The sequence below is a fragment of the Oscillospiraceae bacterium genome (assembly GCA_025757985.1).
Taxonomy (GTDB): domain Bacteria; phylum Bacillota; class Clostridia; order Oscillospirales; family Ruminococcaceae; genus Gemmiger.
This window is the reverse complement of record CP107210.1, coordinates 864830-876247: the sequence shown is the minus strand read 5'-3', so window position 1 is coordinate 876247 and position 11418 is coordinate 864830. Positions and strand designations below refer to the sequence as shown.

The following is an 11418-nucleotide window of genomic DNA, read 5'->3' as shown; positions in this document are numbered from 1 at the left end:
AGGAGCAGCCCATGAGCGAAAATGCAAAGGCGTCGAATGTCAACCGCGCCAAACTCTACCAGCTGGTACTGTTTCCGCTGAACAACGGTGCCACCAATGTCTATTATGTCCTGGTGCTTTCCTACATTGCTACCTTCGGCAGCAATGTGCTGGCGCTGGGCACCCTGTTTGCCTCGGTCATGGTCACGGCCATGCGTCTGTGCGACGCTATCACCGACCCGATCATCGGTGCGCTGATGGACCGCACGAACGGCAAATTCGGTAAGTTCCGCCCGTTTATGGCCATCGGCAATATCATCATGGCCGTCAGCATCCTGATTTTGTACGGCATCACCCCCATGATCCCTGATACCATGATGTGGGCGCGCTATGCCGCGTTTGTGGGGCTGTACTTCGTCTGGGTCATCGGCTATACCTTCCAGACCAGCTGCACCCGTTCCGGCCAGACTGTGCTGACGAACGACCCGAAGCAGCGCCCGCTCTTCACGATCTTTAACACGGTCGGCTCCCTGCTGGGCATGGGCATCATGCAGTTTCTGGCGCCGATTTTGGCCAAAAGCTATGAGGGCGGCTACTCCTCCGCAGGGTTCTTCCGCACGCTGGCCCCGGTCGGCATCGCTATGTCGGTTGTGCTGACCATCCTTGCCATCATCGGCATCTGGGAGAAGGACCAGCCCAAGTATTTCGGCATCGGCGGCGAAAAGCCCCAGAAGGTCAAGGTCAGCGAATATATCCAGATCATCAGGGAAAACAAGCCCATGCAGCGGCTGATGATCGCGGGTGCCGGCACCAAGCTGGCGCTCTCCATCGCCAACAACACAACGGTCCTCTGCATGCTGTACGGCTGCATGATGGGCGCTTACGATGGGCTGTATCTGCCCATGATGGTGCTGGGCTATCTGTTCAGTGTGCCGTTCTTCCTGCTCTCTGTGCGCACAAGCCAGAAGAAGGGCCAGAAGGCAAGCCTGACAAAGTATGTCGGTGTGGCGCTGGCCTGCTATGTCGGCGTGCTGGTCCTGCTGCTGCTGTGGGGCCACGGTGATGCATTCCACCTCAGCCTGCTGGGGGAGAATGGCTTGTCCATCAATCTGTACACGGTTTTGTTTGTCCTCTTCTTCGGCATCGGCTACGGTGCATACTACGCCACTGCCGATATGCCTATCCCGATGGTCGCCGACTGCTCCGATTACGAGACCTACCGCTCCGGCAAGTATATCCCCGGCATCATGGGTACGCTGTTCAGCCTTGTCGATAAGCTGGTGTCCAGTCTGGCTGCCACGGTCGTCGGCATCGCTGTGACCTTCATCGGCCTGAACAACCTGCCTACCCAGTATGACCCCTACACGCCGGGCATGAATGTCGTTGTCATCGTGCTGTTCTGCGCTATCCCGATGGTCGCCTGGGCGGCCACCCTCATCGCCATGAAGGGCTACGCCCTGACCGGTGAGAAGATGAAGGAGATTCAGGCTGTCAACGCCTGCCGCCGCGATGCCGTTGCAAACGGTATGACGCTGGAGGCTGCCATGGAGAAGTGGCAGACCCTTGACCAGCTGCCCGAAAGCTACCGCGCCTGATTTGCCATTTTCTTTTCTCTTCATAAACAGCCCTGCGCCCCCGGAAGGAAACCTCCGGGGGCGCAGGGCGTTTTTTGGCAATTCGTGAATAAAACTTTCGCAGAAGGCTTGACTTTTGGGTGTGGATTGTGGTATTATATCTCTCGCAGTCAATGCGATTTGAGCGGAAGTGCTGGAATCGGCAGACAGGCACGTTTGAGGTGCGTGTGTCTATGACGTGTGGGTTCAAGTCCCATCTTCCGCACCAAGAAAAGTCCTACAGTTTTTCGCTGTGGGACTTTTCTTTTTTGTTTTTATAAAGAAATGAGGGGTGCCGCAATGCAAAACCTGCTGTTTAGTCTGAATGCCACCATGCCGGTGTTCTTTGTCATGGTGGTGGGGTATCTGCTGGGGCAGACAGGCTTTTTGCCGCCTGCATTCTGCAAGGCAGCGGATAAGCTTTGCTTTAAGGTCACGCTGCCTGCCATGCTGTTTCTCGACATGGGCAGTGTGGATATTCTGCATGATTTCCAGCCCGGATTTGTGCTGTTCTGCTTTGCGGCTACGCTTGTCGGCATTCTGGCCGTCTGGGCAGGGGCCAAGCGCTTCCTGAAGGACAAGGCTCTGGTGGGGGAGTTTGTGCAGGCGGGCTACCGCAGCAGCGCCGCCGTGCTGGGCGTGGCGTTCATCCAGAATATCTACGGCAATGCGGGCATGGCCCCGCTGATGATTCTGGGCAGTGTGCCGCTGTTCAACATTTTTGCCGTGCTTATCTTAATGATGGAATCCCCCTTGCAGCGCAGCACACCGAGCGCCGGGCAGCTGCTGCGCGGGGTTGCCACCAACCCGATCCTGCTGGGCATCCTTTTTGGCACAGTCTATGCGCTGCTGCCGTTCACGCTGCCCCAGATGGTCACCAAGACCATGAGCAGCCTTGCGTCCCTCACCACGCCGCTGTCGCTTTTGTCGATCGGCGCATCGTTTGAGGGAACAAAGGCCATCCAAAAGCTCGGCCCCACGGTGGCGGCGGCCTTCATCAAGACGGTCGGTCTGGCGGCGGTGTTTCTGCCTTGTGCAGTAGCGCTCGGCTTCCGGGATGAAGAACTCGTTGCGCTGCTCATCATGCTGGGCAGCCCTACGACCCCCAGCGCCTATGTCATGAGCAAGAATATGGGCCATGAGGGCGTGCTGACATCCAGCTGCATCGCCCTGACAACGCTGCTTTCTGCCCTGACGCTGACGGGCTGGATCTTCCTGCTGCGCTGCGGGGGATACCTGTAATCATTCCTCCGGCACTGCCACCGGCACGCCGCGATGCTCTACCGGGGTAGAAAAGACGATCTGGGTGCGGGTGCGGCCGAACTGCTGCAGATGGTTGATGAACTGGTCCAGCTCCTGTGTTGTGCCGAACAGCACCTCGATCAGCATACTGTAATCGCCGGTGACGCAGTTGCACTCCACCACATGGGGGCAGTTTTGGATATACGGGTAAAACTCCGGCTTGCGCTGGGGGTCCATATCCAGATTGATGAAGGCCTTGACCATGTACCCCAGCTTGGGGGCATCGACCTGCGCCTGATAGCCGGAGATAGTCCCCGAGCTTTCGAGCCGGGCGATGCGGGCTGACACAGCAGGGCTGGACAAAAACACATGGTCGGCGATCTCCTTGAGCGGGGAACGGGCATTATTTTGCAGAATGTCGATGATTTTGCGGTCGATGTGATCCATAGCAGTACCTCATTTTAGGCAAAAAGCTCCCGTCCGTGTGCGTCATTGCACCTGAACGAGAGCTTGGTCAGCTTTACTATGTGAAGTATTCTACCACGGGAAAACAAAAAAGTAAAGTGGTTTGCAAAATAAATTTAATTATATATCCGGGAACACATTCCGTGCGCTGATCAGGGCGTTGTTGTAATACATTTCAAAATGGCAGTGGTTGCCGGTGGCGGCACCCGTAGCGCCCACATAGCCGATCAGCTGACCCTTTTCCACGGTCTGCCCGGCCTGTACAACATAGCGGCACATGTGCGCGTAGAGCGTTTTGTAGCCGTTGCCGTGGTCGATCTCCACATAGTAGCCCCAGCTCATGGTGGGGTGGTTATGCCACTTTGCGGCAATAACGGTGCCGGCGTCGGCGGCGTAGATGGGTGTGCCGTAGGCTGCAGTGATGTCCACCCCGCGGTGGCCATAGGGTAGATTAGCCCACCGGCTGATGCCCGAATACCCCGGCACAGGCCAGAGAAAGCTGCCGGTGCCCAGTTTGCCCACCATGCCGTCCTTCAGCCGGGTGCCGCGGTGTACGATTTGCGGCACGGCGGGCTGTAAAAGCTGTACATCCACGGCCTGCACAGCCACGACCGTGCCGTCTATCTCGGTGATCTCGCTTGTGACCTGCTCGGCACCGTCCTGCCCGCCCTGTACGGTCTCGGTCTTGCCAAAGTCCAGCGCGGGATCCTCAACGGTCTGTGTCTCAAAGGGCAGCGCCTTTGTCACGGTCTCATACCGCACGACCTTGACCTGCAACAGGCCGTCCCCGTGCTGCAGCGCCTCTATCAGATCAGGGTAGGGTGTGACTGCAGCAGCAGGGTAGATGCCGTCCACCATGCGCAGCCCATGCACAAAGGCTGTCTGCACACCCTCGCGCTGCCAGGGGCGGCGCAGCGCATAGAGGAACTGCCGCAGGTGGTCACCCTCGGTGGTGATGAACTGCAGCGCGCCGTCTATGTAGACGGCGGTCCCCTCGGTGATCTCCCCGCCGGAGGCGCGCAGGATGGCATCGGCGATTTCCCGCTCGGTCAGAGTAGGGGTATCTGCGCCGCCCCGGACAAGGGTGTACTCCGGCTGTATCTGCCAGTCGGCCACCCCATTGATGCGGGCCTGCACATCGGCGCGCGCTGCCTCAAAGGCTGCTTCACCGGCCACATAGCCGACACTTTGGCCGTTTACCTCGACCCGCAGCACAAAGGGCTGGGAGAGCGCTGTGCGCAGGTAGACGGCCAGCGCTGCGCAGGCCAGCACGGGCAGCAGATAATCTGCCAGCTGCCGCGGGGCGCAGAGCGCCGCCTTGAAATTTGCCGCCGCCCGCACCACAGGCCGCAGCAGCACAGCCAGCAGCGTAAGCGCGGCCCACGCAGCCCACTGTGCTGCCGCCCACACCCTGCGCGCGAGGCGCACGGCGGTATATTCGACCTGAAAGCCGACAAAATACAAAAAATCACCGAAGGTCAAAATAGGAAACCTCGTTTTCAAATCGTCCGCAGGGGAGAGGGGGCCTTCGCAGGCTGCCGATAAAATTTATCCCTACCGGCTCGGCACATAGCCCAGCGGGTCTGTGCGGCTGCCGTTCACCCGCAGTTCAAGATGCAGGTGATACCCGCCGCCGGCACCGTAGACATTGCCGGTGTTGCCCACATAGCCCAGCAGATCGCCGCGCTGCACGGCGGTGCCCTCCGCCACGGCAATGCTGCTCATGTGGGCATACAGGCTGTCATAGCGGCAGCCGTCATCCGCTGTGCCGTGGCTGACCTGTACGCAGTTGCCGTAGCTGTTCATCGCCCGCGCGGCGCTGACGATGCCGTCCGCAATGGCGTAGATCGGTGTGCCGCCCGGCGCGGCAAAGTCGGTGCCTCTGTGGGGGATGCCCCATGGGTCCGCCTCGCCGAACTGTGTTGTGATGCGCCCGTAGCTGTCCAGCGGGCAGCGGAAATTAAGACTGGTCAGCCGCAGCTCTGCCGTTGTGTAGCGGCGGCTTTGCGCTCGCACATAGGCATCAAGCGCGGCAGTAGCCTCCTCGTAGGCTTTTTTCGCGGCATCGGTCACGGTGGTCTGGGCCTGTGCGGCGGCCTGCTGGGCGGTCAGTGTGCTGTTGGCATCCAGCAGGGCAGCTTCCAGCTGGCTCTGCGCGGTGTGCAGGGCAGTCTGCTGGCCCTCCAGCTCGGCTCTTGCGGCCTCAGCGCGGCGGGCGGCGTCCTCGGCCTCGGCGCGGGCCTGCTCCAGCGCGGCGGCCTCAGCGTCAAGCTCGGCCAGCACGGCACTGTTTTTGGCGCTCATCTGGCGCAGCACGGTGTCAAAGGTCAGCAGCTGGTACAGGCTTTTGGCCTGTGTCAGCAGCCAGAGCGCCCCGCCGCCGTCCAGCCGCTGCATTGCGCGCAGCTGCTCCTTGCAGACGGCAAGGCGTGCCTCGTACTCCGCCTGCTTGGCGTCCCGGGCAGCCCGTGCGGCTTCCGCATCAGACAAACGCGCGTCAAGCTCTGTCTGTGCCTGCTGCACGGCAGCGGTTACCGCCTCAATCTGCCCCGCCAGCTCGGCGGCCTGTCCGTTCAGCGACTGGATCTCGCCCTCGGTCTGGGCCTGCTGCGCCTGCAGCGCGGCCAGTGCGGACTGCGCGGCCTCGTACTCCTGCCGGGTTTCGGTCTGGTTTTGCGTTAATTCGCCCTTTTTATCATCCGCATAGGCGGCAAAACCCGAAAAAAGGGTACAAAAAAGCAGCCCCGCCGCCAATACAGCGGCGGGGAAGTGCCTGTATTTCATCTTGTTACTCCGCTAATAGGGCAGTCCCGGTCAGGTCTGCGGGCGCGCCGTCCTGCCGTGCCTCAAAGTGCAGGTGCGGCCCGGTGGAATTGCCGGTGTTGCCCACATATCCCAAGACCTGGCCCTGAACCACGGACTGCCCGGCAGAGACGAGCAGCGACTTCATGTGCTGATACTCTGTTTCCAGCCCGCCGCCGTGGTCAAGGACGACATAGTTGCCCTTTTCAACATCGTAGTCGGCGGCGGTCACGATACCACCGGCAACGGCGTAAACCTCCGCGCCCTCCTCGGCGGCAAAGTCAATGCCGGAGTGGCCGTTTTCGGGGGCATAGCCGCTGACCTGCGGCGGGGGCGCGACCGGCAGGGTAAAGAGATCCACGCCGGAAAGGGCGGCAGCTCCATCAACGGCAGTCGTCTGGTCGGAAGCAGCGTGGCGCACGGCCTCGGCCAGAATTTCGTCTGCCTTTTCCTGCGTCAGCTCGGCGGCATCACTGCCTGTGTAGGCGGTAAAATAGCGCGGCTCCGTAAGGATGTCGTTTATGCGCATCTCAAAATGGCAGGCATTGCCGGTGGTGTACCCGGTGGAACCCACGTACCCGATGACCTGCCCGGCGGTCACGGTCTGCCCGGGCACAACGGCGCAGGACTTCATGTGGGCGTACAGCGTGACCCAGCGCAGACCGTCGGCGTCGGTACCGTGGTCAAGCTCGACAAAAATGCCGTAGCTGTAATGCTCCTGTGCGGCAAGCACCACGCCATCCGCGGCAGCGCGGATCTCGGTGCCCTCATCCGCACAGAGGTCATCGCCGCGGTGTCCGTCCTCGTCCGAACGGAAACGGGAGATGTACTTGTAATCGACCGGGCAGAGGAAGCGCGGGCTGTTTGCGGCATCGCTCAATGTCGGCAGGGCAGAGGGCTGCACCGCCGGCGCGGGCGTTTCGGCTGGCTGGGCGGTCTCGGCGGTGGCCGGGCTTTCCGGTGCGGCTGTTGTGGTCTCGGGCTGTGCGGACAGCTCCGGTCGGACCATGCAGGCGGCAAAGCAGAGGCCGACCACGGCTATGCAGACCGCCAGTGCCCCCGCGCCCAGACGGCGGTAGTGCAGCAGATGCACGATGCGCCCCTTTACGCTGCCCTGCCCGAAGGTCAGGCTGCCCGGCACCCGCTGCCCCTGCACGGCAAACTGCAGCAGCGTTTCGCAGTAGGCGCTGCGCTCGGGCAGGGGGCGGCCCTGCACGGCGGCCTCATCGCAGGCGGCCTCCATGTCGCGCTCAAAACCGCGGAACGCCAGCCATGCCAGCGGGTTGAACCAGTGCAGACAGACTGCGGCATAAAACAGCGGCTTGGTCAGCGGGTCACCGCGGCGGATGTGGGTCTGCTCATGCAGCAGCACGGCCTGCCGGGCCGTGCCCCGCAGACTGTCCGGCAGATAGATGCGCGGGTGCAGGATGCCCAGTGTGAACGGTGCAGCCACACAGGCCCCGCCGTAGCAGCCGTCCGGTGCCCTGCAGGCCAGTGCAACGCTGCGGCGCAGCCGCCAATAGCCTGCAAGGCCGCGCAGCGCCAGCACCAGCACACCGGCCAGCCAGACTGCCGCCAGTACATGCCAAAGGGTCAGCCGGGCGTACCACGGCAGCGCGACCGCAGCGGCAGGTGCTGCCGGTGCCAAATCCGGAAGCGGCAGCGCACCCAGCTCCTGCACGGTGTCGGCGGCGGCAGCCAGCGGGGCGCTTTGCGGGCGGGGCAGCCGCAGCGGAATGCCCCACGGCAGCACGAACCGTACCCCCACGGCCAGCCACAGCCAGCACAGCAGGCGGCTGGGGGCGTGGGCGCGGCGCAGCGCCCGGCAAACGCACCAGACTGCCGCTGCGGCCACCGCGCCGCGTGCGCTGAGCAGCAAAAAGGAAAGTACGATACTGCGCATAACTACCCCTCCTTTTGTTGGGCGGCGTCCAGCAGGGCGCGGATCTCGGCAGCCTCGGCCTCGCTGATCGGCTTTGAGTTGAGGAAGGCGGCCACAAAGCGCGGCAGGCTGCCGCCGAAGGTCTTGTCCACCACGGCGGCACTCTCGGCCTGCTGGACATCCTCCCGCCGGATCAGGCTTGTCACCTGACCGTCTGAATTTTGCAGTACACCGCGCTCGCAGAGCTTCTTCAAAACGGTGTAGGTGGTGCTTTTTTTCCAGCCCAGCGCGGCGGCGGCCAGCGTAACAAGCTGCCCGCTGGGCAGCGGCTCATTGTCCCACACAAGGCAGGCAAAGCGGTATTCGCCATCGGCAAGGCGGAGCGGTTCATGGTTCAGCATGGGGATACTCCTTTGGTTTACTGCAATAGACCTATCTTTATTTACAGTCTACTACAATAGACCAAAAATGTCAACAAAAATTCCCCTACAGGGAGAAATTGCGGAGAAAAAGCAAAACCGGATACCGTGCGCGGGGCTGAATAACCCCGCACACGGCATCCGGTTTTGTGTGACTGCAGCGTCCGCAAAGACAAGAAAAAGGCTACATCCAAAATAGGATGTAGCCTTTAACATGGCGGAAAGAAAGGGATTCGAACCCTTGAGGGCTTTAGGGGCCCTACACGATTTCCAGTCGTGCGCCTTAGACCAGCTCAGCCATCTTTCCATATTCTTTTTGCGCAGCGCCTGACTGCATGAGCTATTATAACAATGTGCGCGGGAAATGTCAAGCATTATTTTGCGGTTTTTTAAAAGTTTTTCGCGGCTGTGGGCGGCATGGGCAAAGTGCATGCAAATTGTGCGCTCAAACTGCATATTTTGCGCGTTTTATCCTCTTGCAAACGGCGGCGTATAGTGCTAAAACTATAAGGGCGTCATCGCGCTCGGCGTATCGGCAGCGGGCATTATGCGGTCATGCCGGAGAGAATTACCATGCTGTAAGGAGAGAGGATAGTTCATGTATTCCATTTTTCGAGATTTGGCGATCATTATCCTGAGCGCAAAGTTCTTTGCGCTGGTCGCCCGTAAATGCAAGGCCCCGCAGGTTGTGGGCGAGATCCTTGCCGGCCTGCTTATCGGACCCTGCCTTTTGAATCTGGTGCAGACCAGTGATGCAATCTCGACCTTTGCGGAGATCGGCGTTGTGCTGCTGATGTTTACGACCGGCCTTGGCACAAACTTGAAGGAGCTGCTGCGCGCAGGCCCCATTGCGACCCTCATCGCCTGCATCGGCGTTTTTGTGCCGCTGGTGGGCGGCACGCTGCTCTACAGCGCATTCTATGGCTTTTCGGCCGTGGGCAGCCCGGAGTTTTACCGCGCGCTGTTCATCGGCACGATCATGACGGCCACCAGCGTATCTATCACGGTGGCAACGCTGCAGGAGCTGGGCCACCTGAAAAGCTTCCTCGGCACGACCATTGTCAGCGCGGCGGTCATTGATGATGTCATCGGCATCATTGTGCTGACCTGCGTGCTGGGCGCCAGCTCGGGCGAGGGTACCGGCATCGGCGGTGTGCTGATCCAGACGGCACTATTCTTCCTGGTTGCTGTCGGCATCGGCCTTGTCATCCATTATGCGATGAAGTGGCTCGATGCCCGCAACCCCCATACCCAGCGCATCACCATCGTCAGCATTGCGTTCTGCTTTGCCATGGCCTACATCGCTGAGCAGTACTTCGGCATTGCCGATATTACCGGCGCGTACATTGCGGGCATCGTTCTTTGCACGATGCAGGACGCACCGTATGTTGAGCGCCGCGTTGACATCAGCAACTATGTCATCTTTGCCCCCGTGTTCTTCGCCAGCATCGGTCTGAAAACCGACATCAGCGGCCTGACGCCGGAAATTTTCCTGTTCTGCATCTGCTTTGTTCTGGTGGCCCTGCTGACCAAGATCATCGGCTGCGGTCTGGCGGCCAGAGTCTGCCGCTTCAACTGGGGCGATTCCCTCAAGGTCGGTGTCGGCATGATGACCCGCGGCGAGGTCGCCCTGATCGTGGCCCAGAAGGGGCTGGAGGTCGGCGTCGTCGATCCCGTCTATTTCACGGCGGTCATCCTGCTGATCGTGGTGTCCAGCGTTGCCACGCCGCTTGTGCTGAAGGCGTTGTTTACCAAGATGCCGCCTGTGGCGCATCCGAGCGAGGCACAGGCGTAAAAGATACCCAGACAATAAACCTGCTGCAACGAATAATCCGGCAGACGCCTCAAAAAGCGCCTGCCGGATTTGTTTTTTATTCTGCGTTGTGCAGGTGATTGTCTACCCACTTGATGAGCAGCTCCAGCGCAACGAGGTTGCGCCCGCCCTCGGGCACGATCAGGTCAGCCTTGCGCTTGCTCGGCTCGACAAACTGCTCATGCATCGGCTTGACGGTGGTCAGGTATTGGCTTACCACGCTGTCCAGCGTGCGGCCGCGCTCCTTGACATCGCGGACGATGCGGCGCAGGATGCGCAATCGGCATCGGTGTCCACAAAGACCTTCATGTCCATCAGCTCGCACAGCTCGGGGGAGTCGAAGATCAAAATGCCCTCAACGATGATGACCGGTGCGGGCTGCACCAGCACGGTCTGGTTGCTGCGGTTGTGGATGGTGTAATCATACACCGGCACCTGCACCGGATGCCCGGCGCGCAGCTCCTGCAGATGGGCGATCATCAGCGCCGTGTCAAAGCTGTCGGGATGGTCATAGTTCAGCTTGCAGCGCTCCTCATAGGGAAGCTCGTCATGGCGCTTATAGTAGCTGTCGTGGTTGATGACGCTGACCTCATTGCTGCCGAAATGCTCCCGCAGCTTTTCGGTCAGGGTGGTCTTGCCGCTGCCGGTGCCGCCGGCAATGCCGATGATGATAGTATTCATAAGCTGCTGCTCCTTATACATCCAGTTTGATCTCGCGCCCGGTGGGCTGGTAGGCCCGGCACATAACGCCGGTCATCTTGAACATGCGGCGGCTGGCCACACAGGCGTGGGTGTCGTGATATTTGTCCGAAAGGTAGATCAGCTCCTTGATGCCGCTCTGGATGATCGCCTTGGCGCACTCATTGCAGGGAAAGAGCGTCACATACATCCGGGAGCCGCGCAGGTCGTGGTTGGGGCTGTTCAGAATGGCGTTCAGCTCCGAGTGGCAGACATACATGTATTTTGTCTCAAGGTCATCGCCCTCGCGCTCCCAGGGCATATCATCGTCATTGCAGCCGATGGGCATGCCGTTGTAACCCAGTGACAGGATCTTGTTCTCCGGGCTGACGATGCAGGCCCCGACCTGACTGTTGTTGTCCTTTGACCGCATGGCGGAAAGCAGAGCAATGCCCATAAAATACTCGTCCCAGCTGATGTAGTCCTGCCGTTTCATAGATGCACCGTCCTTTATTCTTTATTCTA

Annotated in this window: 9 protein-coding genes, 2 tRNA genes and 1 pseudogene; 4 read left to right on the top strand and 8 right to left on the bottom strand. The window is 60.4% G+C overall.

Annotation, left to right across the window (positions count from 1 at the left end):
- The first annotated feature begins 11 nt into the window (after positions 1-11).
- The 3 genes from OGM67_04425 to OGM67_04415 all read left to right on the top strand — a co-directional run bounded on the left by OGM67_04425 (position 12) and on the right by OGM67_04415 (position 2834).
- The gene (locus OGM67_04425; GenBank protein ID UYJ35579.1) at positions 12-1574 is read left to right on the top strand and encodes an MFS transporter; all 1563 of its coding nucleotides are present in this window, start codon (positions 12-14) and stop codon (positions 1572-1574) included.
- A 163-nt stretch (positions 1575-1737) separates the two neighbouring features.
- A tRNA-Leu gene (locus tag OGM67_04420) sits at positions 1738-1821 on the top strand.
- 71 nt (positions 1822-1892) lie between these two features.
- Positions 1893-2834: an AEC family transporter gene (locus OGM67_04415; GenBank protein UYJ35578.1), complete on the top strand. Its 942-nt coding sequence runs from the start codon at positions 1893-1895 to the stop codon at positions 2832-2834.
- Here OGM67_04415 and OGM67_04410 read toward each other — a convergent pair whose 3' ends face one another.
- The 6 genes from OGM67_04410 to OGM67_04385 form a co-directional block, all read right to left on the bottom strand.
- On the bottom strand, positions 2835-3281 hold the full coding sequence (locus OGM67_04410) for an Lrp/AsnC family transcriptional regulator (protein UYJ35577.1): 447 nt from the start codon (positions 3279-3281) through the stop codon (positions 2835-2837).
- Positions 3282-3419: 138 nt separating this feature from the next.
- Positions 3420-4781 (bottom strand): peptidoglycan DD-metalloendopeptidase family protein, encoded by a 1362-nt coding sequence (locus tag OGM67_04405; protein UYJ35576.1) that lies wholly within the window; start codon positions 4779-4781, stop codon positions 3420-3422.
- Between the two features lie 72 nt (positions 4782-4853).
- On the bottom strand, positions 4854-6083 hold the full coding sequence (locus OGM67_04400; GenBank protein UYJ35575.1) for a M23 family metallopeptidase: 1230 nt from the start codon (positions 6081-6083) through the stop codon (positions 4854-4856).
- A 4-nt stretch (positions 6084-6087) separates the two neighbouring features.
- Positions 6088-8004, bottom strand: coding sequence for a peptidoglycan DD-metalloendopeptidase family protein (locus OGM67_04395; protein ID UYJ35574.1), 1917 nt, complete (start codon positions 8002-8004; stop codon positions 6088-6090).
- A 2-nt stretch (positions 8005-8006) separates the two neighbouring features.
- Complete coding sequence (locus OGM67_04390) at positions 8007-8384, bottom strand: BlaI/MecI/CopY family transcriptional regulator (protein ID UYJ35573.1); 378 nt, start codon at positions 8382-8384, stop codon at positions 8007-8009.
- Positions 8385-8617: 233 nt separating this feature from the next.
- Positions 8618-8709: transfer RNA gene (locus OGM67_04385), tRNA-Ser, on the bottom strand.
- 291 nt (positions 8710-9000) lie between these two features.
- Between OGM67_04385 and OGM67_04380 the strand changes: the two genes are divergently transcribed.
- On the top strand, positions 9001-10197 hold the full coding sequence (locus tag OGM67_04380) for a cation:proton antiporter (protein ID UYJ35572.1): 1197 nt from the start codon (positions 9001-9003) through the stop codon (positions 10195-10197).
- Positions 10198-10273: 76 nt separating this feature from the next.
- On the opposite strand, the pseudogene udk reads toward OGM67_04380, so the two are convergent.
- Positions 10274-10896: pseudogene (gene udk, locus OGM67_04375) on the bottom strand (uridine kinase).
- Between the two features lie 13 nt (positions 10897-10909).
- A complete protein-coding gene (locus OGM67_04370; GenBank protein ID UYJ35571.1) occupies positions 10910-11389 on the bottom strand; it encodes a dCMP deaminase family protein in 480 nt (159 codons plus the stop codon).
- Positions 11390-11418: the final 29 nt, after the last annotated feature.

Coding starts and splice junctions, on each gene's coding strand:
- OGM67_04425 (UYJ35579.1), top strand. CDS start 12: ATGAGCGAAAATGCAAAGGCGTCGAATGTCAACCGCGCCAAACTCTAC.
- OGM67_04415 (UYJ35578.1), top strand. CDS start 1,893: ATGCAAAACCTGCTGTTTAGTCTGAATGCCACCATGCCGGTGTTCTTT.
- OGM67_04410 (UYJ35577.1), bottom strand. CDS start 3,281: ATGGATCACATCGACCGCAAAATCATCGACATTCTGCAAAATAATGCC.
- OGM67_04400 (UYJ35575.1), bottom strand. CDS start 6,083: ATGAAATACAGGCACTTCCCCGCCGCTGTATTGGCGGCGGGGCTGCTT.
- OGM67_04395 (UYJ35574.1), bottom strand. CDS start 8,004: ATGCGCAGTATCGTACTTTCCTTTTTGCTGCTCAGCGCACGCGGCGCG.
- OGM67_04390 (UYJ35573.1), bottom strand. CDS start 8,384: ATGCTGAACCATGAACCGCTCCGCCTTGCCGATGGCGAATACCGCTTT.
- OGM67_04380 (UYJ35572.1), top strand. CDS start 9,001: ATGTATTCCATTTTTCGAGATTTGGCGATCATTATCCTGAGCGCAAAG.
- OGM67_04370 (UYJ35571.1), bottom strand. CDS start 11,389: ATGAAACGGCAGGACTACATCAGCTGGGACGAGTATTTTATGGGCATT.